Consider the following 22,126-nt stretch of genomic DNA (forward strand, 5'->3'; position numbering starts at 1 on the left):
TGCTCGCTCCCCCATGCAAATCATTCCTGTCATCGACGTACTCGGCGGCACCGCGGTACGCGCCGTCCGCGGCGAGCGCAGCCGCTACCGCCCGCTCGAATCCCAGCTTTGCCGCGGCAGCGATCCCGTGGATGCCGCACGCGCCCTGCTCGACTACTGTGGCGCCCGTGTCCTCTATGTCGCCGATCTCGACGGCATCATGCACGGCGCACCGCAACGCGAACTGCTCGGCCGCCTCGCCGGCGCGCTGCCCGGCGTCGAACTCTGGCTCGACGCGGGCTTCACCGATCCCGCTGCGGCCAGCACGCTGGTCGCGGCGCTGGGCACAAGCGGCGCCCTGCTCACACCGGTCTTCGGCAGCGAATCGCTGCACGCCGGTGCGCTGGCGCAACTGCCCGCCAACGCGATCCTCTCGCTCGACCGCCGTCACGACACGCCGCTCGGCGACCCGCAGTGCTGGACCGATGCGTCGCACTGGCCCGCGCGCCTCATCGTCATGACGCTGGAGCGCGTGGGCTCGTTCGAAGGCCCTTCGCTCGCGGCGATCGCCGAAGTCCGGCAACGCGCGGAGCAACGGCAGATCATCGGCGCCGGCGGCATTCGCAATGCAGACGATCTGCAAGCGGCGGCGGCATCGGGCGCGAGTGCGTGGCTCGTGGCCTCCGCATTGCACGAGCGGCGTATTCCCGCTGCGTTCCCTGCACCCCCTCCTTCTTCCGCATCCTGATTGCGCGCATGGCGCAAGCCACATCCCAGCAATCACGTTTCATGCCAGTGGCGTGCGCACGCAATCGCTCACGGGTGTAATGGCAGCGGCGGGCCCCGGCGCGCGGGCGCATGTGAACCAGGCGTGATGCCTGCGTGACACTGTGTGACGCAGGCGCGGCACGCCGTGCGCATTGTGTGCCGTGCACGGCGCGCGCCGTGCGCGTATGCAGCCGCGAATCGCACGGCAAACGCCCAGCCGCCCGCCGCAGCGCGCATGGCACACGCCTTGCAAATCGGCAGGCATGGATGCGACTCTTCACTCCCCACCCTGGACCTGCCCGTTCTGCGCATTGCTGTGCGACCGCTTCAGCGTCGCGCGCGGCGAGACGCTGACCCCGGCAGGCACGAGCTGCCCACGCGCCGCGCGCGGGCTCGCCCAGTTCGGCGCCACGCCTTCGTCGGCCACGCCCATGCTGAACGGTCAGCCCGCCGATGCGCCAACCGCGCTCGACACGGCGGCGCAATGGCTGGCCCGTGCGCGCCAGCCGCTCTTCGGCGGCATGGCCACCGACGTCGCCGGCGCGCGCGCTCTCTATCGGCTGGCCAACGCGTGCGGAGCCATCGTCGATCACGCGCATGGCCGCTCGCTGATGCACGGCCTGACTGCCCTGCAGGACCGCGGCGCCTTCACGACGACGCTCGCCGAGATCCGCAATCGCGCCGACCTCATCGTCTGCATCGGCGCGTCGCCTTCGGTGCGGTATCCGGAATTCTTCGCGCGCTGCGCAGTCGGCGCCGATGCGGCTGGCGTGGGACCGGCGCACCGCACCGTAGTCTTCTTCGGCTGCGAGGCCGACCCGGCGCTGGCAAGCCGGGCCGATGTCGAGGCGTTGACCGTGCCGCTGCAGGGCGACCTCTACGACGCCCTCGCCACCACCAACGCGCTGCTCAACGGCAAGTCGCCGCGCGAGACGTCCGTATCCAGCATGGCCGCCCTGACCTCGCTGATCGAGCGCATGCGCGCGGCCGACTACACCGCGATCGTATGGACTCCCGCCGATTTGCCAGGGCCGCACGCCGCGCTGCTCGTTGAAGGCTTCGATCGTCTGCTGAAAACGCTCAACCGCACCCGCCGCGCGGGCGGCCTCGCGCTCGGCGACGACGACGGCGGCGCGAGCGTCAACCAGACGCTCACCTGGCTCTCCGGCCTGCCGCTGCGCACGGGTGTGCATCGCAGCGGCCTCGAGCATGCGCCGCAGCGCTACGACACGGCGCGCCTGCTCGCCGACCATGCCGTGGACGCGCTCGTTTGGGTCGCGAGCTTCGGCGCGGACCTCCCGCCGCCGCGCACCGCGGTCCCAACGATCGTGCTCGGCCATCCGGGCCTCGCCGCGGCGTGCGCGGACCGTGCCGGTCCCACGCTCTTCGTGCCCGTCTCCACGCCGGGCATCGGCTCGCCGGGGCACCTGTTCCGCGCCGACGGCGGGGTCGTGTTGCCGCTCACGCCGGTCTACGAAGACACGCTGCCCACTGTCGCCGCTTTCGCCGCCACGCTCGGCGAAAAGCTCGCATCCCGAAGGGAGAACGCCGCATGAGCACGTTTCGTCTGCGCGGCGGCCGCGTATTCGATCCCGCAAGCCGGGTCAATGGGCAGATCGCCGATATCTGCGTGCGCGATGGCCGCATCGTCGAGCTTCCCGCCAACGAACCCGTGGATCGCGAATACGACGCCACCGGCATGGCCGTGATGGCGGGCGGCATCGACATGCATTCGCATATCGGCGGCGGCAAGGTCAATCTCGCCCGCATGCTGCTACCCGAGGACCACCGGCTGCGCATGCAGCGCGAGGAAGCCGAAAATGCGCTGGAGCTGGCCTCGTGCGGCGTCTGCACGCCCGGCACGCTGGCGACCGGTTACCGCTACGCCGAGATGGGCTACACCGCCGCGTTCGAGCCGGCGATGATCGCGTCGAACGCGCGGCACACGCATCTGGAGATGGGCGACACGCCGATCATCGACCACGGCGCCTACGTGATGCTGGGCAACGACGAGCTATTCCTGCGCCTGCTTGCGCAGGACGCGGACTTCGAGCGGCTACGCGATTACGTGGGGTGGTCCATCAACGCGACGAAGGCGCTGGGCGTGAAGGTCGTGAACCCGGGCGGCATTTCCGCGTTCAAATTCAACCAGCGCAGCCTCGACGTCGATGAAGCGCACACGCACTACGCGATCACGCCGCGCCAGGTCCTCCATACGCTCGCGCGCGCGCTGACCGAACTGGGCATTCCGCATCCGCTGCACATTCACGCGAGCAATCTGGGCGTGCCCGGCAACGTCGAGTCCACGCTCGCGACCATTGACGCGCTCGAAGGGCTGCCAGGCCACATCACGCACATCCAGTTCCATAGCTACGGCGCCGAGGGGCCACGCAAGTTCTCGTCGGCCGCCGAGCGCATTGCCGAGGCCGTCAACGCGAATCCGCACATCTCCATCGACGTTGGCCAGATCATGTTCGGACAGACCGTCACGGCCTCCGGCGACATCATGAAGCAGGTGAAGCAGGCCGAGTTCGCCTCGCCGCGCAAGTGGATCGCGGGGGATATCGAGTGCGACGCGGGCTGCGGCGTGGTGCCGTTCCGCTATCGCGAAGCGAGCTATGTGAATGCGCTGCAATGGACGATTGGTCTCGAGCTCTTTCTGATGGTGAAGAACCCCTGGCAAATCACGCTGACCACCGACCACCCGAACGGCGGCCCGTTCACCAGCTATCCGCATCTGATCCGGCTGCTGATGGACAAGTCGTTCCGCGACGAGCAGCTCGCGAAGCTGCATCCCGAGGTGGTGCAGCAGTCGGCGCTCGCGGGCATGACGCGCGAACTGAGCCTCGACGAGATCGCGGTCCTCACGCGCGCCGCGCCGGCCCGCTTGCTCGGCCTGCGCGAGCGCGGCCGGCTGAGCCCCGGCGCCGCCGCCGACATTGCCGTGTATCGCGAGAACGCCGACCGTGAAGCCATGTTCAGCACACCGGAGTATGTCTTCAAGGACGGCGAACTGGTTGCGCGCCTTGGCCGCATCGTCGCGACTCCCGTGGGCGGCACGCATTTCGTCGAGCCGGAGTTCGACCGCTCGATCGAGCGCACGCTGAGCGAGTATGGCGAGCGCCACCTCGCGTACAACATCCGCCACGCCGCGATAAGCCGCGACGAGCTGTGTTCGTGCTGCAACGGCGGGCGCCTGCTGCCAACAGCGTGCGGCGTGCACCACGAGACGACCGGAGGACAGCCGGCATGAGCGCAACCCCGGGCACCGCGGAAAAGCCGCCGCTCACGATCAACGGCGTGACGATCGACGACACCTTCGCAGAAGCCTTTCCGATGAAGGCCACGCGGCTCGTCATCACCGCGCACAATGCCGTTTGGGCGCGCCACGCGGCGGTGGCGGCCACGGGCTTCGCGACCTCGGTGATCGCCTGCGGCTGCGAAGCCGCCATCGAGCGCGAATTCGCGCCAGACGCCTCGCCTGACGGCCGGCCTGGCATCGCGATCCTGCTTTTCTCGATGTCGGGCAAGGAACTGGCCAAACAGGTCGAGCGCCGTGTCGGCCAGTGCGTGCTCACCTGCCCGACCACGGCCGTTTATGCGGGGATCGCAGAGGGCGAGGCCATCGCGCTCGGCAAGAACCTGCGCTTTTTCGGCGACGGCTGGCAAGTCTCGAAGATGATCGACGGCGTGCGCTACTGGCGCGTGCCCGTCATGGACGGCGAGTTCGTTGCGCAGGAAACGACTGCCGTCATCAAGGGGGTGGGCGGCGGCAACCTGCTGCTGCTCGCACGCGACACCGACGCGGCGCTCGCCGCCGCCGAGGCCGCGGTCGAGGCGATGCGGCGCGTGCCCAACGCCATCATGCCGTTTCCAGGCGGCGTGGTGCGCTCGGGCTCGAAGGTCGGTTCGAAGTATGCGGCGCTGCCCGCCTCGACCAACGACGCGTATTGCCCCACGCTTGCGGGCCTCGCGCCGCGCACCGCGTTGAACGGCGAGACTCGCTGCGTGCTGGAGATCGTGATCGACGGGCTCAGCGAGACGGACGTCGCGAATGCGATGCGCGCCGGCATCGAAGCCGTGACCGCGCGCGGCGCGCAAGCGGGCGTCACGCGTATCGCAGCGGGCAATTATGGCGGCAAGCTCGGCCCCTTCCACTTTCATCTGCACCGGCTGTGCGGCCACGGAGAGACGCCATGAAGCGCATCACGCTGCGCATCAAGCAGCCGCCCGCGCTGCGCATCGACGCGCGCACCCTGCTGCCCGCGGCGCTGGCCGCTTCGAGCGAAGCGGAGATCGAACGCGTGGGGCTCTGGCATGGGACGGAGCGCATCGCGCTCGCAGACCTGTTCGACGTCCGCGCGCACGCGACGCCCGACGCGCCGCCGTGCATCGCCTTCGAAGGCGACTTGCGCCGCTTCGACCGCATTGGCTGCGCGATGAGCGGCGGCACGATCATCGTGGAAGGCGGCGTAGGTGACCTCGTGGGCGCGCAGATGAGCGCCGGATCGATCGTCGTGAGCGCGGGCGCCGGCAGCTTCGCGGCCTGTGAGATGGCGGGCGGGCGCATCGAGATTGGCGGCGACACCGGCGATTTCGCGGCGGCGCCGTTGCCGGGCAGCATGGACGGCATGCGCGGCGGCATCCTCATCGTGCGCGGCCACGCCGGCGAGCGCTTCGGCGACCGTATGCGGCGCGGCACGGCGCTCGTGTTCGGCAACGCGGGTGCGTTCGCGGCCTCGCGCATGGTGGCGGGCACGATCGGCATTTCGGGCAGCGTGGGCGAGCACCTCGCCTATGGCATGCGGCGCGGCTCGCTGCTGCTGCCCGGCCAGCGGCAGGCGCCGGGCACCAACCGCTTCGTCGAAAACCATGCCGAAGCGAGCGTCTTCTGGCGCCTGCTCACGCGCAGCCTCGCGCGCGAAGGGGGCGTGTTCGGCGAGCTGGCGAGCGAGGCGCCGAGGCGTTTCCTGGGCGACATTTCCGTGGACGGCAAGGGGGAACTCCTCTTCGCGCGCTAGACGGTTTGGCGAAGCAGCGCGTGCGCGTCACCTTACCGAGACGCGCTACGCCGTGTCGGCTACCTTCTGCGCCTCGTCGATCAACGTCCGCTTGAACGCCTCGATCGCCGCCGAAAGATGCTTGTTCTCGCGATGCACGATATACAGGTAGCGGACGATCGGAAAACGCTCCACGTCCAGCACCTTCAGGCGCAGCGTCTCCAGCTCCGGCAGGATGGTCTGCAACGGCACGATCGATAGCCCCATGCCGGCGTGGACGCAGCACTTGACCGCGTCGTTGCTGCTCACCTCGAGCCCGGGGCGAAAACGGATGCGGTGCTCCGCAAAAAAACGCTCCATGACGCGCCGCGTGCCCGAGCCCGGCTCGCGCACGACGAAGATTTCGTCCTCCAGCGCAGCCAGCGGTATGGCGCGCTGCCGCGCGAGCGGGTGATCGGGCGGCGCGATCGCCACCAGCGGGTTCTTCATGAACGGCTGCGCAACGAGCCCCTGCCCTTCGGGCGGCTGGCCCATGATCGCCAGATCGGTTTCATTGCTGGCCAGTGCGCCCAGCACGGCCTCGCGGTTCGCGAACTTCAGGCGCACACGCACGCCGGGAAACGCCTTCGTAAAGCGTGAAACGCACTCGAGCGCGAGATGGCCCGCCGTGCCCGTCACGGCGCACACGCGGATCTTCCCCTGCTTCGTTTCGCGCATCTGGTCGAGCGACTCTTCGAGTATCTTGAGCTGCTGCTGGATCGAGCGCGTATGGCTATACACCTCGCGGCCCGCCTCGGTGAGGAAGATGCGCCGCCCGATCTGCTCGAACACCGGCATGCCGATGGCTTCTTCGAGGTGCTTAAGTTGTGCCGATACGCCCGGCTGGGTGAGGTGCAGCTCTTCGGCCGCGCGCGAGAAGCTCAGGTGACGCGCCGCCGCCTCGAAAACCCGCAATTGCCGCAATGTCAGGTTAAGCATGCGCTTCCTCTATTCGTCGCCAACCTTCAGCCCCCCCTCGCGGCCGCGCAGAAAAGCGCCCGCACCATGCCTTCACTGTACCAGCGGCGGCTAGTGCGGCAATGCCTACGACGGGGTATTCCTCGCAGGCGCGAGGCCCGCGGCTATTGGCTTGCGCGGCTGGTTATGGGTTGGATAAGAAACCGGAATGAGTCTTTTCGGCCTCGCGCCACTACCATCATTCTCAAGTTTCCCACATCGACCATCCACACAAGGGTGCCCCATGTTCAGCTTCCAGCAGACCATTGCAGCGACCGATCCGGAATTGCGTCAGGCCATCGTAGCGGAGTCCGTGCGGCAGCAGGACCACATCGAGCTGATCGCATCGGAGAACTATACGTCCCCCGCCGTGATGGAGGCGCAGGGCTCGCTGCTCACCAACAAGTATGCCGAAGGCTATCCGGGCAAACGCTACTACGGCGGCTGCGAACATGTGGACGTGGCCGAGCAGCTCGCTATCGACCGCGCGAAAACGCTTTTCGGCGCCGAGTATGCGAACGTGCAGCCGCACTCCGGCTCGCAAGCGAATCAGGCCGTGTATCTGTCCGTGCTCAAGCCCGGCGACACTATCCTCGGTATGTCGCTCGCCCACGGCGGGCACCTGACCCACGGTGCTTCGGTGAACGCGAGCGGCAAGCTCTTCAACGCCGTGGCCTACGGCCTGCATCCGCAAACCGAGGTGATCGACTACGACGAGGTCGAGCGCCTCGCGCGCGAGCACAAGCCGCGCATGATCGTCGCGGGCGCTTCCGCGTATTCGCTCGTGATCGACTGGCAGCGTTTTCGCGCGATCGCGGACAGCGTAGGCGCGTGGCTCTTCGTCGACATGGCGCATTACGCGGGCCTGATCGCGGCGGGCCTCTACCCGAGCCCGGTCGGCATCGCCGACTTTGTCACCTCGACGACGCACAAGACGCTGCGCGGCCCGCGCGGCGGCCTGATCCTCTCCAGCGCCGAGCATGAGAAGGCGCTCAACTCCACGATTTTCCCCGGCATTCAGGGCGGCCCGCTCATGCACGTGATCGCGGCGAAGGCGGTCGCATTCCGTGAAGCGATGAGCGACGAATTCAAGCAGTACCAGCAGCAGGTGATGATCAACGCGAGCGCGATGGCCGAAACACTCCAGGAGCGCGGGCTGCGGATCGTCTCGGGCCGCACGGAGTCGCATCTCTTTCTCGTCGACCTGCGCGCGAAAAACATCACGGGCAAGGACGCCGAGGCCGCGCTGGGCCGTGCAGGCATCACCGTGAACAAGAATGCCATTCCGAACGACCCGCAAAAGCCGTTCGTCACTAGCGGCATTCGCGTGGGCTCGCCCGCGATGACCACGCGCGGCTTTGGCGCGGTCGAAGCACGCCAGCTCTCTCATCTGATCGCCGACGTGCTCGAAGCGCCAGCCAACGATCTCGTGATCCGCCGCGTGGCCGACGCCGTGCATTCCCTCACCACGCGCTTCCCGGTTTACGGCGATGCGCCCAAAGAGCGCCACAGCACGGCGGCGAGCCACTCCGCAACCTGATTCGCCACTGCCATCATCCGACCGATACCGTTCTTCATTACATAGGAGTACAGACATGTCGAATACCACTGGAACGCGCATCCCGGGCCGCAACATCCTCGCTGTTCCCGGCCCCACGAACATTCCCGACGCCGTGCTGCGCGCCATGGTCGTGTCGATGGAGGATCATCGCTCGTCACGCTTCCCCGAGCTTGCCAACGGCCTGCTGTGCGACCTCAAGCGCCTCTACAAGACCACGAGCGGGCAGCCGTTCATCTTCCCCTCTTCGGGCACGGGCGCCTGGGAGGCCGCGCTGACCAATACGCTCTCGCCGGGCGACCGCGTGCTGGTCGCGCGCTTCGGGCAATTCAGCCACTTGTGGGCGGACATGGCGCAGCGCCTTGGCTTCGAGGTCGAGATCGTCGACGTGGACTGGGGCGAAGGCGTGCCCGTCGAGCGCATCGAAGAGGTGCTGCGCGCCGACAAGAAGCATCAGATCAAGGGCATCCTCGCGTGCCACAACGAAACGGCCACTGGCGTGACGAGCGACATCGGCGCGCTGCGTCACGCGATGGACAACGCCCATCACCCGGCGCTGCTGTTCGTGGACGGCGTGAGCTCGATTGGCTGCATCGACTTCCGCATGGACGACTGGCGCGTCGATCTCGCCGTGACGGGCTCGCAAAAGGGGCTGATGCTGCCCGCGGGCCTCGGCATTCTCTGCGTGAGCCCGAAGGCGCTCAAGGCAATGGAGCATGCGAAGTCGAAGCGCTGCTACTTCGATCTCGGCGACATGATCAAGGCCAACGCGACCGGCTATTTCCCGTACACGCCGGCCCTCTCGCTGCTCTACGGCCTGCGCGCCTCGCTCGAACTGATCTTCGAGGAAGGGCTCGACAACGTGTTCGCGCGCCATCACTACCTCGCACAGGGCGTGCGCGCCGCGGTCACCGAAGGCTGGGGGCTCGAACTCTGCGCGAAGGCGCCGAAGTGGCACTCGGACACCGTGAGCGCCATTGTCGTGCCGCAGGGCTTCAACGCGGCGCACGTGATCGACGTGGCCTTCCGGCGCTACAACCTCGCGCTCGGCGCGGGGCTCTCGAAGGTGGCAGGCAAAGTGTTCCGCATTGGCCACCTCGGCGACCTCAACGAGCTGATGCTCACGAGCGCGATCGCGGGCGCGGAAATGGCCATGCTCGATGTGGGCATCGACGTCCGCCCGGGCAGCGGCACCGGCGCGGCCACGCAGTACTGGCGCACCCACGACCGCACACGCAAGGCGCAACGCGAGGAAGCCGGGCACGCGGAGTCGGTCGAGCCACTGCGCCGCGTGGCCGCGGCCTGAGCGCTTTCTTCCCACGCACACTGCAAACCGGAAGGACACCGAAATCATGCGACACGACATCGTCTTTCTCGACCGCTCCACATTGAAGGCCAAACTGCGCCGTCCCGCCTTCGAGCATTGCTGGGCGCAGTACGACGTGACCGCGCCGCACGATGTCGTGCGGCGGCTCGAAGGCGCGACCATCGCGATCACCAACAAGGTGCCGCTGCGCGCCGAAACACTCGCGCAGTTGCCGCGCCTCGCGATGATCGCGGTGGCCGCGACGGGCTACGACGTGATCGACACGGCGTACTGCCGCGCGCACGGCATCGCGGTGGCGAACATCCGCAACTACGCCACGCATACGGTCCCCGAGCACACCTTCGCTCTGATCCTCGCGCTGCGGCGCAATCTGCTCGCCTATGGCAACGACGTGCGGCGTGGCCGCTGGCAGGCGTCGAACCAGTTCTGCTTCTTCGATCACCCGATTCGCGACCTGCACGGCGCGACGCTCGGCATCGTCGGCGACGGCGCGCTCGGCCGGGGCACCGCCGCCATTGCACGCGGCTTCGGCATGCGTGTGCTGTTCGCGGAGCATGCGTCGACGAAGGACAAGCCGCGCGATGTCGCGTTCGTGCCGCTCGATCAGTTGCTGCGCGAAGCGGACATCGTCTCGCTGCACACGCCGCTTCGGCCCGAAACGCGCAACCTGATCGGGCTCGATCAGATCAAGACGATGAAGCGCAGCGCGCTCCTCATCAACACCGCGCGCGGCGGCCTGGTTTGCGAGGCATCGCTTGCCACGGCGCTGCACGAAGGACTGATCGCGGGTGCGGGCTTCGACGTGCTGAGCACCGAGCCGCCGAAAGCCGGCAATCCGCTCCTCGAACTCGATCTGCCGAACTTCATCCTCACACCGCACGTGGCCTGGGCGTCGGACGGCGCGATGCAGTTTCTCGCCGACCAGTTGATCGACAACGTGGAGGCCTACGTGAGTGGCGAACCGCAGCATCTGGTCGCCTGAGCACTCGGCGGCATCCCTTTTCTCATCGGTATGGAACGACCATCATGGACATTCACGAATATCAGGCGAAGGAACTGCTGTCCGGTTTCGGCGTGCCCATCCAGCGCGGGCTCGTTGCTTATACGCCGGACCAGGCCGTGTATTGCGCCACCGAGCTGGGCGGCTGGCACTGGGCCGTGAAAGCGCAGATCCACTCGGGCGCGCGCGGCAAGGCGGGCGGCATCAAGTTGTGCGAAACGTATCACGACGTGCACGAGGCGGCGGCTTCGCTGTTCGGCAAGCGCCTTGCGACCGCGCAGACGGGCCCGGAAGGCAAGGTCGTCGAACGCGTGTATATCGAAGTGGCCGAGAAGTTCGAGCGCGAGATTTATCTGGCCATCGTGCTCGACCGCAAGACCGAGCGCGTGCGCGTGATCGTCTCCGCACAGGGCGGCATGGATATCGAGGAGGTGGCCAGCACGAACCCCGAGGCCATTCTGCAGACGATCGCCGAACCGGCGGTGGGCCTGCAGCCGTTCCAGGCACGCGAGCTGGCCTTCGGTCTCGGCCTGAACATCAAGCAGGTGAGCCGCGCCGTCGCGGCGATCATGGGCGCGTACCGGGCGTTTCGCGACCTCGACGCGACGATGGTGGAGATCAACCCGCTCGTCGTGACCGCCGACGACCGCGTGATCGCGCTGGACGCCAAGGTCACGTTCGACGACAACGGCCTGTTCCGCCACTCGCATGTATCGGAGATGCGCGACGCCTCGCAGGAGGACCCGCGCGAATCGGAGGCGGCGCAGTTCGGGCTCAACTACGTGGGCCTCGAGGGCGACATCGGCTGCATCATCAACGGCGCCGGGCTCGCGATGGCCACGATGGACACCATCAAGTACGCCGGCGGCGAGCCCGCGAATTTTCTCGACGTGGGGGGCGGCGCATCGCCCGAGCGCGTGGCCGCAGCCTTTCGCCTCGTGCTCTCGGACACCAACGTCTCGGCCATCCTCGTGAATATCTTCGCGGGCATCAACCGCTGCGACTGGGTGGCCGAGGGCGTCGTGCAGGCCGCAAAGAACCTGCGCGTGCCGCTCGTGGTCCGGCTCGCGGGCACGCATGTCGAAGAGGGGCGCCGCATCATCCGCGAGAGCGGGCTGCCGATCATCGCGGCCGAATCGCTGCTCGAAGCGGCCCAGAAGGCCGTCGAGGCGTCGAAGGCGCATCGCGCCAGAAAGAGCAAATAGGAGCGCAACCATGAGCATCTTGATCGACGAAAACACCCGCGTGATCGTGCAGGGCTTCACCGGCGACAAGGCCACCTTTCACGCGAAGGAAATGATCGCGTACGGCACCAACGTGGTGGGCGGCGTCACGCCCGGCAAGGGCGGCCAGCGCCACCTCGAGCGCCCAGTTTTCAACACGGTGAAGGAAGCCGTGCAGGCCACGGGCGCCACCGCGAGCCTCGTGTTCGTGCCGCCGCCCTTCTGCGGCGACTCCATCATGGAGGCCGCCGATGCGGGATTGCAGCTCGTCTGCTGCATCACCGACGGCATTCCGGCCCAGGACATGATGCGCGTGAAGCGCTACCTTCTGCGCTATCCGAAAGAGACGCGCACGATGCTGGTCGGGCCGAACTGCGCGGGCATCATCAGCGCGGGCAAGGCGATGCTCGGCATCATGCCGGGCAACATCTACCGGCGCGGGTCGGTCGGCATCGTCTCGCGCTCGGGCACGCTCGGCTACGAAGCCGCCGCGCAGCTCAACGACCTCGGGCTCGGGGTGACGACGAGCGTCGGCATAGGCGGCGATCCGATCAACGGCAGCTCGTTCCTCGACCATCTGCGGCTCTTCGAGAACGACCCCGAAACCGAGGCGGTGATCATGATCGGCGAGATCGGCGGCCCGCAGGAAGCGGAGGCCTCGCGCTGGGTGCAGGAGAACATGACGAAACCCGTGGTCGGCTATGTCGCCGGGCTCACCGCGCCCAAGGGGCGGCGCATGGGCCATGCGGGGGCCATCATCTCGGCTGCGGGCGACAGCGCCGCGGAAAAGGCCGAGATCATGAAGTCGCACGGCCTCCTTGTCGCACCCAGCGCCTCCGAGCTGGGTTCCACGGTCGCGCTCGCGTTGGCTCATCATGATGCCCGCCGCGTCGCTTGAGCCGGCAGAGGCCGCCCGGGGCGAAGCACGTGCCGAAGCGCGGCACGATACGCCGGCTGTGACGCCGCGCGGCGTGGAGGCGCCGCGCCACGCCCCAGCCGCCGCGTCCCCTCCCTCCTCTGCGCTCGAGCGCCTCGCCGCGTCTTCTGCGGCGCTGCCCGCGCTCGATGCCCAGTCCTACGAACCCTGTGTGGTCGACCTACTCTTCGGCCTGCTGTGCGACGTGGCGCGGCGCCGCCAGCCGCAAGTCGAGCGGGCGCTGCGCGGCGAGCCGCTGCCTCCCGACGTATCACGCGCCGTGTGGCGGCGCAGCCTGCAGGCCCAGGGCATCTGGTTCCAGCTGTTGAGCGTCGCCGAGCAGAGCACCGCCATGCGCCGGCGCCGCGAAATCGAGATCGAGAGCGGCTATGCGCGGCTTTCGGCATCGTTCGCGCGCGTGGTGGCCGACGCGGCTGCGGCGGGCGTGCCCGCCGACGAAGTGCGCACGGTGCTTCAGCACCTGAAGATCCGCCCGGTCATCACCGCGCACCCGACCGAGGCCAAGCGCGTCACGGTGCTCGAAATCCACCGGCGCATCTATCGCAAGCTGATGGATCTGGAGTCGCCGCGCTGGACGCCGCGCGAGCGCCGCGCGCTCGTCGCGCAGCTTGGCAACGAGATCGAACTGCTCTGGATGAGCGGCGAGCTGCGCCGCGAGAAGCCCACGGTCGCGCAGGAAGTGGCATGGGGGCTGCACTTCTTCGGCGAAACGCTGTTCGAGGCGGTGCCGCTGTTGTTCGAGCGCCTCGAAGACGCACTGCGCCAGTTCTACCCGGGCGAGCCCTTCGAGATGCCGCGCTTCTTCCAGTTCGGCTCGTGGATAGGCGGCGACCGCGACGGCAATCCGTTCGTCAACAACGACGTCACGCGCGCGACGCTGCACGAGAACCGCCTTGCGTGTCTCAAGCGCTACCGGCAACGCATCGCCGAACTGGCGCAAACGCTCAGCATCACCGCCGAGGCCCTGCCCGTGCCCGAGGCGTTCGGCACGGAACTGGCGCGCGCACTGGAACACAGCGGCGACGGCGCGGCCATCGCCACGCGCAATCCCGGCGAGGTGTTCCGCCAGTATCTGACCTGCATGCTGCGCAAGCTCGACGCGACGCTCGCCGACGCGCAGCGGCGCGGCGCCGGCACGCCCGTGCCGGGCGGCTATGCCAGCGCGGATGAACTGGCCGCCGAGTTGCGGGCAATGGAGCAGGCGCTGCTCGCAACGGGCAGCGACGGGCTCTGCGTCGCGTATATGCGGCCGCTACGCCACGAGGTGGAGACGTTCCGCTTCTGCACGGTGCAGCTCGATTTGCGCGAGAACTCCACGATCATCAACAAGACGCTGCTCGCGCTCTGGCACGCACGCGCCGCGCCTGGCGCCGAGCCGCCCGACTTGCAGTCCGCGGCCTGGAAAGCGTGGCTGCTCGCGGAGCTGGCGCGTCCGCACGCGCAGGATCGTCAGCCAGGCGAGGAAGGCGACGACGCCACCCTCGCACTGCCCGAGGTCGAAGCGGAAACGCTGCAGATCTTCCGCATGGTCCGCACGATGCGCGAGCAGGTGGACCGCAACGCCTTCGGCGCGTTCATCCTGAGCATGACGCACCACGCCACCGACGTGCTTGGCGTCTATCTGCTTGCGAAGGAGGCGGGCCTCTTCAGTGATGCCGCTTGCGTGGAAAGCTGCACGCTGCCGGTCGTTCCGCTGCTCGAAACTATCGACGACTTGCGCCGCGCGCCCGAGATCCTGCGCGAACTGCTGGCCGTGCCGATGGTCAAGCGCAGCATTCGCGCGCAGGGCGGCGTGCTGGAAATCATGATCGGCTACTCGGACTCCAACAAGGACGGCGGGTTTTTCGCGAGCAACTGGGAGCTCTCGAAGGCGCAAACGAAGATCGCGCGCGTGGGCCGCGAACTAGGCATCGCGATCTCCTTCTTCCACGGCCGCGGCGGCTCGGTGAGCCGTGGCGGTGTGCCCGCGGGCCGTGCCATCGCGGCGCTGCCCGCGGGCTCCGTGAACGGGCGTTTTCGTGTGACCGAGCAGGGCGAAGTCGTCTCGTACAAGTACGCGAACCGCGGCACCGCGCAGTATCACGTGGAGCTGCTCGCCTCGAGCGTGCTCGAGCACACGTTCAAGTCCGAGCGCGAAGACGAACTGCGGCCGCGAGGCGAATTCGACGACGCGATGGAGGCGCTGTCGGGCGCGTCGCGCGCGGCCTACGTCAAGCTCATGGAGCAGCCCGAGCTGATCGCTTATTTCCAGTCGGCGAGCCCGCTCGAAGAGCTCTCGATGCTGAATATGGGCTCGCGTCCCGCGCGGCGTTTCGGCGCCCGCAGCCTGCACGATCTGCGTGCGATTCCGTGGGTGTTCGCGTGGTCGCAGAACCGCCACGCGCTCACGGGCTGGTATGGGGTGGGCAGCGCGATAAGCGCGTTTATCGCGGTCCGCCAGGAGCGCGGACTCGACCTGCTGCGCCGGATGTTCAGCGAATCGCGCTTGTTCAGGCTGATCGTCGACGAGGTCGAAAAGACGCTCGCCCAGGTCGATCTGGAGATTGCGCGCGACTACGCGAGCCTCGTGCCGGACGCGCGCCTGCGCGAGGCGGTGTTTACGCAGATCGAGGCGGAGTACCGGCTCACCGTGGAGATGGTGCTCAAGGTGAGCAGCAGCGCCGAGCTTGCGGAGCGCTTCCCGCAGTTTCGCGAACGGCTCACGCGGCGGCTGCCGGCCATCAACCAGGTGAGCCGCCAGCAGATCGAGCTGCTGCGCCTCTACCGCGCGGCCAGCACCGATCAGGAACGCCGCGGCTATCTGGTGCCGCTGCTCTTGTCCATCAACTGCATCGCATCGGGATTCGGCGCGACGGGCTAAGCCGCGCGAGTCCCATCATCGAGGAGATGACCCATGAGCTTTACCGCGATCGAACCCGCCACGCCGCGCCTGCACCGCTCGGAGCTCGCCGTGCCCGGCTCCAATCCGGCCATGTTCGAAAAAGCCGCGCGCTCCGCCGCCGACATCGTTTTTCTCGACTGCGAAGACGCGGTCGCCCCCGACGACAAGGAGCAGGCGCGCAAACACATCATCGAAGGCCTCAACGATATCGACTGGGGCGCGAAAACGATGATGGTGCGTATCAATGGGCTAGATACGCATTACATGTACCGCGACGTCATGGACATCGTCGAGGCCTGCCCCCGGCTCGACATGATCCTGATTCCCAAGGTGGGCGTGGCGGCGGACGTCTATGCGATCGACATGCTCGTCACGCAGATCGAGACGGCGAAGCGGCGCACGCGGCGCATTGGCTTCGAGGTGCTGATCGAAACGGCGCTCGGCATGGCCAACGTCGAGGCGATCGCGCAATCGAGCCGGCGGCTCGAAGCGATGTCCTTCGGGGTGGCCGACTACGCGGCCTCCACGCGTGCGCGCACCACGGTGATCGGCGGCGTGAACCGCGACTATGGCGTGCTGAGCGACAAGGACGAGCACGGCAAGCGCGCGTACTTCTGGGGCGATCAGTGGCACGCGGCGCAGACGCGCATGATGGTGGCCTGCCGCGCGTATGGACTGAGGCCGGTTGACGGCCCGTTCGGCGACTTCAGCGACCCGGACGGCTATGATGCGGCCGCGAAGCGCGCGGCGGTGCTGGGCTACGAGGGCAAGTGGGCGATCCATCCCTCGCAGATCGAGCTCGCGAACCGCGTATTCACGCCAGGCGACGCCGAAGTCTCACGCGCGCAGCGCATCATGGATGCGATGGCTCAGGCTGCGAAGGACGGCAAGGGTGCGGTGTCGCTCGATGGACGACTGATCGATGCGGCCAGCATCCGCATGGCCGAAGCGCTGCTTTCCTCGGCGCGGGCGATTGCGGCGTCTGAGGGCAAGCGCTGACGCCCGCCGCGCTCGCCGATGGCATATGGCGAGCGCGTGCCCGCATGCTCGTCTGCGGGCGCTATACGTGCGCCGCGTCTGCCGGGGTGTCGGCCGCATTCCGGTACGCTAGCCGCACCGCCCGCCATGACTCGATCATCGAAGTGGCGCTGCGCTCGATATCATCGCCGCTGGTTGGCCAGGCCGTCACCGAGACGCGCATGACGCGGCGCCCCCGCCAATGCGCGCCCGTTGCAAAGCAGACACCGGCTCGCTGGAGGTGCGCGATCGTCAAGTCCGTGAGCGCGTCGCCGCGCGCTGCCGGCTCGTCTGCGCCGAACCGCACGACGACCTGATTCAACTGAACTTCGTTGAGCACCGCGACGCCAGGCTCAGCAGCAAGACGGCGCGCGAGATGCTGTGCGAATACGCAGTGCCGCTCGACCATCGCCGCGATCCCGCGTCTGCCGAACGTGCGCAGCAGCGTCCACAGCGCGAAGCCGCGAGCGCGGCGCGAGAGCTCCGGCGCGTAATGAAGCGGATCGCGGATAGACTCGTCAGCGGCGCTCGGCAGGTAGCCCGCGCCTATCGTCATGGCGCGCCGATGCGCGTCGGCATCGCGCACGAACGCGCAGCCGCACTCATAAGGCGCATTCAGCCACTTGTGAACATCCGTCGCCCACGAATCCGCCAGCTCGACGCCGGCCGCGAGCGGCGCGCGCGAAGGACACGCCCTCGCCCACAGGCCGAAGGCGCCGTCCACGTGCAGCCAGCCGCCGCGCTCGTGCGTGAGCCTGGCGATTTCGTCTACCGGATCGAATGCGCCGGTCATGATGTGGCCCGCCTGCGCGATCACGACAGGCGCTCCGTTGCTGCGAGCCAACGCTGCCCGCAGCGCGTCGGCCTGCATGCGTCCTGCGCTATTATTCGCAATCCTGACTATTGAGCGTTCCCCGAAGCCGAGATAGCGCAATGCCGCGAACACACTCGCATGCGCCTCGTTGCCGATAAATACGGTAATGGGTGGCGCGCCGAACAGGCCGTCGGCCTCGATGTCCCAGCCCACGCGCCGCAGCAGTGCGCCGCGCGCCGCTGCGAGGCAGACGAAGTTGCCCATCGTCGCGCCGGATGTGAAGCCAACGGTACACTCCAGCGGGAGCCGCAGCAGGTCGACCAGCCATTGTGCGGCCACCTGCTCGGCCACGGCGGCGGCCGGTGCGCCCTCGTAGCAGCCGGCATTCTGCCCCCACACGCTCGTGAGCCAGTCGGCCGCCACGCCAGCCGGATGCGAAGCGCCCACCACCCAGCCGAAGAAGCGCGGCCCCGCCGTGCCCATGAGGCCGGGGCCCGCCGCCTCCGCCAGTTGCTCGATCGTCTCGTGCGCCGGCATGCCGGTCTCGGGCGTCGGGCCGCCGAATGCTTCCATCAGCGTCGCAAAGCTGGCTGTCGAGGCAGGCGGCTGCGAATGGCGCGCGCCATAAAAAGCGAGCGCGTGACGATACGCCGCGTCGAGCGCGGCGCGCCCATCGTCCGCATCCATCGTGCCTTCAGCCACGCCCGCTCCTTCCCACGCCTCGCGCGCCACTCACGTACCCACTAGCGTGCCGTCATCTGCCAGAACGGCTGCGCTGGATGAAACGCCTCGCCTTGTGCGAACCGCTCCGCCGAACGCAGCGTATTCTCGATCAGCATCGTCACCGTCATCGGCCCCACGCCGCCGGGCACCGGGGTGATCCACGCGGCGCGCTCACGCACGGCCTCGAAATCGACGTCGCCGACAATGCGCCCGTCGGCCAGCCGGTTGATCCCCACATCGATCACGATCGCGCCTTCCTTCACCATCTCCGCCTTGATGAGCCCGGGCTTGCCAGCCGCCACGACGAGAATGTCCGCGTGAATCGTGTGATGCGCGAGATCGCGCGTCTTCGCGTGGCAGACCGTGATGGTCGCTTCCTTTTGCAGCAGCATGAGCGCCATTGGCTTGCCGACGATGTTGCTCGCCCCCACCACCACCACGTTCTTGCCCGCCACGTCGATGCCCGTGGTCTCCAGCAGCAGTTGCACGCCATAGGGCGTACAAGGCGGAAAGATCGAATTGCCGACCACCAGCGCGCCCACGTTGTACAGGTGAAAGCCGTCCACGTCCTTGTCGACGACGATGCTCTCCAGCACGCGCCGCACATTCACCTGCGGCGGCAACGGCAGTTGCACGAGAATGCCGTGCGTGGCCGGGTCGAGATTCAGCTCGCCAATGCGCTCGAGCAGTTCCGTTTCCGTGCAGGTGGCGGGGAACCGGTGCATGAACGAGCGCACGCGGCTCTCCTCGCACGCCTTCACCTTGTTCGCGACATAGACCTGCGAGGCGGGATTGTCGCCCACCAGCACCACGGCGAGCCCGGGCACGACGCCGCGCATGGACAGCGCGGCGACGCGCTCGCGAAATCGCGCGCGCAGCCGCCGCGCGAGGTGCTTCCCATCGATGATCTGAGCCGTCATCGCGAATCAGACCACGCCCGGGATCCAGTTCGTGCCCGCGAGCGGCACGCGCGCCATTGCCGCCGCCTCCACCGTGAGCGCGACGAGGTCCTCGGGCTCCAGGTGGTGCACGTTCTGCTTGCCACAGGCGCGCGCGATCGTGGTCAGCTCCATGTTCAGCGTCTTCAGATAGTTGCGCAGACGCTTCGCCCCCACGTCGGGCTGCAGGCGCTCCTGCAACACGGGATCCTGCGTCGTGATGCCAACGGGGCACTTGCCGGTATGGCAATGGTGGCAATAGCCGGGCGCGGTGCCGAGGTTCGCGTAGTCGTCGAGCGCCGGAACGTGCTGGCCCTTCTCGAGATACGAGGCGCTGTTGCAGCCCAGCGAGACCAGCACGCCCTGGCCGATCGCCACCGCGTCCGCGCCCATCGCTAGCGCCTTCGCCACGTCCGCGCCGCTGCGGATGCCGCCCGAGATGATGAGCTGCACCGTGCCCTTCATGTTGAGGTCTTCGAGCGCGTCCACCGCCTGGCGCAGCGCGGCGAGCGTCGGAATGCCGACGTTCTCGATGAAACAGGTTTGCGTGGCCGCGGTGCCGCCCTGCATGCCGTCCACCACGATCACGTCCGCGCCCGCGTGCACCGCGAGCTTTACGTCGTTGAACGTGCGCGTTGCGCCCACCTTCACGTAGATTGGCTTCTCCCAGTCGGTGATCTCGCGCAGCTCCTGGATCTTGATGAGCAGATCGTCCGGGCCGGTCCAGTCGGGGTGGCGGCTCGCCGAGCGCTGGTCGATCCCTTCGGGCAGCGTGCGCATTTTCGCGACGCGCGGCGAGATCTTCTGGCCGAGCAGCATACCGCCGCCGCCCGGCTTCGCGCCCTGACCGATCACGACCTCGATCGCGTCGGCCTTGCGCAGGTCGTCGGGATTGAAGCCGTAGCGCGACGGGAGGCATTGATACACCAGCGTCTTCGACGAGCGCCGCTCCTCCTGGGTCATGCCGCCGTCACCGGTCGTGGTGGAGGTGCCCATCTCGGACGCGGCGCGGCCGAGCGCCTCCTTCACATTGGCCGAAAGCGCGCCAAAGCTCATGCCTGCGACCGTGATGGGGATCGCGAGCTCGATGGGCTTCTTCGCGAAGCGCGTGCCGAGCACGGTCTTCGTCGCGCATTTCTCGCGGTAGCCTTCCAACGGATAGCGCGAGAGCGAGGCGCCGAGGAACAGCAGGTCGTCGAAGTGCGGCACGTGGCGCTTCGCGCCCAGGCCGCGGATCTCGTACAGCCCATGCGCCGCGGCGTTCTGGATATAGTTGATCGTCTTGCGGTCGAAGCCCCAGGATTCTTCCGTGGCGATTTGCTTCAGGTGGATCGGCTTGATTTCCATGGCGGGGTCCTTGGGTCAATATTCCTGGTTCGCGTCCGCGTTCCAGTGATAGAGCGAGCGGGCCGAGGCAATGCGCTTGAACTCCTTCGGCTCGATGCCGGCGAACGCCGGGCCTGCCGCGCGCAGCAGTTGCGCGATGCCTTCGATGTCGGCGGCCGTCATGGGCTCTTCGCGCGCGTCGGCCCCCAGCGACTTGATGTTGCCGCGCACGTACAGCACCGCTTCGTATAGCGAATCACCGAGCGCGTCGCCCGCGTCGCCGCAGATCACCAGCCGCCCGGCCTGCGCCATGAATGCCGAGAAGCTGCCCACCGACCCCTTCACCACGATATCGGCGCCCTTGAGCGAGATGCCGCAGCGCAGGCCCGCGTCGCCCTCGATCACGAGCAGGCCGCCCTGCGCCGACGCGCCCGCCGCATTCGACGCGAAGCCCTTCACGTGCACGCGCCCGCTCATCATGTTTTCGGCGACGCCGGTGCTGGCGCTGCCCGCAATGGTGACCTTCGCCTCCTTGTTCATGCCGGCGGCGTAGTAGCCCGCGTGGCCGTCGATCTCCACCTCGACAGGCAGGTCGAGACCGACCGCGATGTTGTGCGCGCCGTCGGGGTTGGCGATACGCACCATTTGCACGCCCTTGCCGGCGGCGTCCTTGTGCAAGAACCGGTTGACTTCGGTCACCGACGTGCTTGCCAGGTCAAAGTTCACACTTTCCATACGTACATCTCCTCGGGAGCCGGTTCGAACACGCTTGCATGCTTGATGTCGGGCAGGTGCGCCAGCGAGCGGAACTCGGAAGCGATCGCCACGTAGTCATCGGTTTCGGCTACGACCGCCGGCTTGCAGGCGAACGGGTCGCGGATCAGCGCGAGCTTGTCGGGCGTGCCCATCAGGAACGTGTAGAAGCCGTCGAGCTGCTCGAAGCCCTTTTGCAGCGCGGATTCGAGGTCATCGCCTTCGCGCAGCCGGTATTCGAGGAAGCGGCAGGCGGCTTCCGTGTCGTTGTCCGTATCGAAATGAATGCCGTGCGGTTCGAGCATGCGGCGCACGCCGAAGGGGTTCGAGAGCGAGCCGTTGTGCACGAGGCAGAAGTCCTCGCCCGCCGTGAACGGGTGGGCGCGGTCGGGCGTGACCGCCGACTCGGTCGCCATGCGCGTGTGGCCTACCAGGTGCGTGCCGGTGAGCTTCTGGAACGCGTAACGGTCGGACACTTCCTTGGGCGTGCCGATATCCTTGTACAGGTCGATCGCGCGCCCCGTGGAAAGGATGTGCAGGCGCGGATGCTGCTCGGCAATCCAGCGCTTCGCGGTCTCTGGCGAGATATTGACGCTCAGCACCGCATGATTGCCCTGTGCATGGACCGAGGCGCCCGCGCCCAGATGCGCGTTCATATCGTGCGCGAGCCCTTGCCAGTTGAAGTCTTCGGCTTCTTCGGTAAGGCCCGAGTAGAGGCTGATCTTGCGCACGTCGGCGGCCACCGGCTCGGTGAAAACGGCCAGCCCCGCCGAGTCGGGCCCGCGCTCGGTCATGCCGAGCAACATGGGGACCATCAGCTCGCCCAGCCGCTCACGCAGCGACGGCTGCTTGATAAGCAATCCTACAATTCCACACATGAGTGCTC

18 protein-coding genes are annotated in these 22,126 nt (G+C 67.6%); 12 read left to right on the plus strand and 6 right to left on the minus strand.

What is annotated here, in order from left to right:
• Positions 1-13: 13 nt before the first annotated feature.
• The 5 genes from AB4Y42_RS32270 (at position 14) to AB4Y42_RS32290 (ending at position 5,768) form a co-directional block, all read left to right on the plus strand.
• Positions 14-727, plus strand: coding sequence for a HisA/HisF-related TIM barrel protein (locus AB4Y42_RS32270; protein WP_368690115.1), 714 nt, complete (start codon positions 14-16; stop codon positions 725-727).
• 283 nt (positions 728-1,010) lie between these two features.
• Positions 1,011-2,303, plus strand: coding sequence for a formylmethanofuran dehydrogenase (locus AB4Y42_RS32275; RefSeq protein WP_368696438.1), 1,293 nt, complete (start codon positions 1,011-1,013; stop codon positions 2,301-2,303).
• On the plus strand, positions 2,300-4,000 hold the full coding sequence (locus AB4Y42_RS32280; RefSeq protein WP_368696439.1) for a formylmethanofuran dehydrogenase subunit A: 1,701 nt from the start codon (positions 2,300-2,302) through the stop codon (positions 3,998-4,000). The genes AB4Y42_RS32275 and AB4Y42_RS32280 overlap by 4 nt, the downstream gene beginning before the upstream one ends.
• Positions 3,997-4,947 (plus strand): formylmethanofuran--tetrahydromethanopterin N-formyltransferase, encoded by a 951-nt coding sequence (gene fhcD / locus AB4Y42_RS32285; protein WP_368690112.1) that lies wholly within the window; start codon positions 3,997-3,999, stop codon positions 4,945-4,947. The genes AB4Y42_RS32280 and fhcD overlap by 4 nt, the downstream gene beginning before the upstream one ends.
• A complete protein-coding gene (locus AB4Y42_RS32290; protein ID WP_368690111.1) occupies positions 4,944-5,768 on the plus strand; it encodes a formylmethanofuran dehydrogenase subunit C in 825 nt (274 codons plus the stop codon). The genes fhcD and AB4Y42_RS32290 overlap by 4 nt, the downstream gene beginning before the upstream one ends.
• A gap of 45 nt (positions 5,769-5,813) precedes the next feature.
• Here AB4Y42_RS32290 and AB4Y42_RS32295 read toward each other — a convergent pair whose 3' ends face one another.
• On the minus strand, positions 5,814-6,725 hold the full coding sequence (locus AB4Y42_RS32295; protein WP_368690110.1) for a LysR family transcriptional regulator: 912 nt from the start codon (positions 6,723-6,725) through the stop codon (positions 5,814-5,816).
• A 262-nt stretch (positions 6,726-6,987) separates the two neighbouring features.
• Here AB4Y42_RS32295 and glyA point away from each other — a divergent pair, with 262 nt between their 5' ends.
• From glyA to AB4Y42_RS32330, 7 genes are read left to right on the plus strand one after another with little or no spacing between them, the layout of a single operon-like run.
• The gene (gene glyA / locus AB4Y42_RS32300) at positions 6,988-8,283 is read left to right on the plus strand and encodes a serine hydroxymethyltransferase (protein ID WP_368696440.1); all 1,296 of its coding nucleotides are present in this window, start codon (positions 6,988-6,990) and stop codon (positions 8,281-8,283) included.
• A gap of 55 nt (positions 8,284-8,338) precedes the next feature.
• The gene (locus tag AB4Y42_RS32305; protein ID WP_368696441.1) at positions 8,339-9,607 is read left to right on the plus strand and encodes an aminotransferase class V-fold PLP-dependent enzyme; all 1,269 of its coding nucleotides are present in this window, start codon (positions 8,339-8,341) and stop codon (positions 9,605-9,607) included.
• A gap of 46 nt (positions 9,608-9,653) precedes the next feature.
• A complete protein-coding gene (locus AB4Y42_RS32310; protein ID WP_368696442.1) occupies positions 9,654-10,610 on the plus strand; it encodes a D-2-hydroxyacid dehydrogenase in 957 nt (318 codons plus the stop codon).
• Between the two features lie 44 nt (positions 10,611-10,654).
• A complete protein-coding gene (locus AB4Y42_RS32315; protein WP_368690106.1) occupies positions 10,655-11,833 on the plus strand; it encodes a malate--CoA ligase subunit beta in 1,179 nt (392 codons plus the stop codon).
• Positions 11,834-11,843: 10 nt separating this feature from the next.
• A complete protein-coding gene (sucD, locus tag AB4Y42_RS32320; RefSeq protein WP_368690105.1) occupies positions 11,844-12,749 on the plus strand; it encodes a succinate--CoA ligase subunit alpha in 906 nt (301 codons plus the stop codon).
• Positions 12,727-15,648, plus strand: a complete 2,922-nt coding sequence (locus AB4Y42_RS32325; protein WP_368696443.1) for a phosphoenolpyruvate carboxylase — start codon at positions 12,727-12,729, stop codon at positions 15,646-15,648. The genes sucD and AB4Y42_RS32325 overlap by 23 nt, the downstream gene beginning before the upstream one ends.
• Before the next feature lie 33 nt (positions 15,649-15,681).
• Positions 15,682-16,668, plus strand: a complete 987-nt coding sequence (locus tag AB4Y42_RS32330) for a CoA ester lyase (RefSeq protein ID WP_368690103.1) — start codon at positions 15,682-15,684, stop codon at positions 16,666-16,668.
• A 61-nt stretch (positions 16,669-16,729) separates the two neighbouring features.
• Here AB4Y42_RS32330 and AB4Y42_RS32335 read toward each other — a convergent pair whose 3' ends face one another.
• Genes AB4Y42_RS32335 through AB4Y42_RS32355 form a run of 5 tightly spaced genes read right to left on the minus strand, consistent with a single transcriptional unit; the run spans position 16,730 to position 22,118 of the window.
• On the minus strand, positions 16,730-18,202 hold the full coding sequence (locus tag AB4Y42_RS32335; RefSeq protein ID WP_368690102.1) for an aspartate aminotransferase family protein: 1,473 nt from the start codon (positions 18,200-18,202) through the stop codon (positions 16,730-16,732).
• Positions 18,203-18,243: 41 nt separating this feature from the next.
• On the minus strand, positions 18,244-19,143 hold the full coding sequence (folD, locus tag AB4Y42_RS32340) for a bifunctional methylenetetrahydrofolate dehydrogenase/methenyltetrahydrofolate cyclohydrolase FolD (protein ID WP_368690101.1): 900 nt from the start codon (positions 19,141-19,143) through the stop codon (positions 18,244-18,246).
• A 6-nt stretch (positions 19,144-19,149) separates the two neighbouring features.
• Entirely contained in the window at positions 19,150-20,508 is a 1,359-nt protein-coding gene (locus AB4Y42_RS32345; RefSeq protein ID WP_368690100.1) for an FMN-binding glutamate synthase family protein, read from the minus strand.
• A 15-nt stretch (positions 20,509-20,523) separates the two neighbouring features.
• The gene (locus AB4Y42_RS32350) at positions 20,524-21,222 is read right to left on the minus strand and encodes a protein glxC (RefSeq protein ID WP_368690099.1); all 699 of its coding nucleotides are present in this window, start codon (positions 21,220-21,222) and stop codon (positions 20,524-20,526) included.
• Positions 21,210-22,118 (minus strand): amidophosphoribosyltransferase, encoded by a 909-nt coding sequence (locus AB4Y42_RS32355; RefSeq protein WP_368690098.1) that lies wholly within the window; start codon positions 22,116-22,118, stop codon positions 21,210-21,212. Before AB4Y42_RS32355 ends, AB4Y42_RS32350 begins: the two co-directional genes overlap by 13 nt.
• Positions 22,119-22,126 lie beyond the last annotated feature (8 nt).

Origin of the sequence: Paraburkholderia sp. EG286B, from assembly GCF_040965655.1 — a bacterium.
Classification (GTDB): domain Bacteria; phylum Pseudomonadota; class Gammaproteobacteria; order Burkholderiales; family Burkholderiaceae; genus Paraburkholderia.

Excerpts from the sequence above, each read along its gene's own strand:
- AB4Y42_RS32270 (WP_368690115.1), top strand. The coding sequence starts at position 14 with ATGCAAATCATTCCTGTCATCGACGTACTCGGCGGCACCGCGGTACGC.
- AB4Y42_RS32275 (WP_368696438.1), top strand. The coding sequence starts at position 1,011 with ATGGATGCGACTCTTCACTCCCCACCCTGGACCTGCCCGTTCTGCGCA.
- AB4Y42_RS32280 (WP_368696439.1), top strand. The coding sequence starts at position 2,300 with ATGAGCACGTTTCGTCTGCGCGGCGGCCGCGTATTCGATCCCGCAAGC.
- fhcD (WP_368690112.1), top strand. The coding sequence starts at position 3,997 with ATGAGCGCAACCCCGGGCACCGCGGAAAAGCCGCCGCTCACGATCAAC.
- AB4Y42_RS32290 (WP_368690111.1), top strand. The coding sequence starts at position 4,944 with ATGAAGCGCATCACGCTGCGCATCAAGCAGCCGCCCGCGCTGCGCATC.
- AB4Y42_RS32295 (WP_368690110.1), bottom strand. The coding sequence starts at position 6,725 with ATGCTTAACCTGACATTGCGGCAATTGCGGGTTTTCGAGGCGGCGGCG.
- glyA (WP_368696440.1), top strand. The coding sequence starts at position 6,988 with ATGTTCAGCTTCCAGCAGACCATTGCAGCGACCGATCCGGAATTGCGT.
- AB4Y42_RS32305 (WP_368696441.1), top strand. The coding sequence starts at position 8,339 with ATGTCGAATACCACTGGAACGCGCATCCCGGGCCGCAACATCCTCGCT.
- AB4Y42_RS32310 (WP_368696442.1), top strand. The coding sequence starts at position 9,654 with ATGCGACACGACATCGTCTTTCTCGACCGCTCCACATTGAAGGCCAAA.
- AB4Y42_RS32315 (WP_368690106.1), top strand. The coding sequence starts at position 10,655 with ATGGACATTCACGAATATCAGGCGAAGGAACTGCTGTCCGGTTTCGGC.
- sucD (WP_368690105.1), top strand. The coding sequence starts at position 11,844 with ATGAGCATCTTGATCGACGAAAACACCCGCGTGATCGTGCAGGGCTTC.
- AB4Y42_RS32325 (WP_368696443.1), top strand. The coding sequence starts at position 12,727 with ATGATGCCCGCCGCGTCGCTTGAGCCGGCAGAGGCCGCCCGGGGCGAA.
- AB4Y42_RS32330 (WP_368690103.1), top strand. The coding sequence starts at position 15,682 with ATGAGCTTTACCGCGATCGAACCCGCCACGCCGCGCCTGCACCGCTCG.
- folD (WP_368690101.1), bottom strand. The coding sequence starts at position 19,143 with ATGACGGCTCAGATCATCGATGGGAAGCACCTCGCGCGGCGGCTGCGC.
- AB4Y42_RS32345 (WP_368690100.1), bottom strand. The coding sequence starts at position 20,508 with ATGGAAATCAAGCCGATCCACCTGAAGCAAATCGCCACGGAAGAATCC.
- AB4Y42_RS32350 (WP_368690099.1), bottom strand. The coding sequence starts at position 21,222 with ATGGAAAGTGTGAACTTTGACCTGGCAAGCACGTCGGTGACCGAAGTC.
- AB4Y42_RS32355 (WP_368690098.1), bottom strand. The coding sequence starts at position 22,118 with ATGTGTGGAATTGTAGGATTGCTTATCAAGCAGCCGTCGCTGCGTGAG.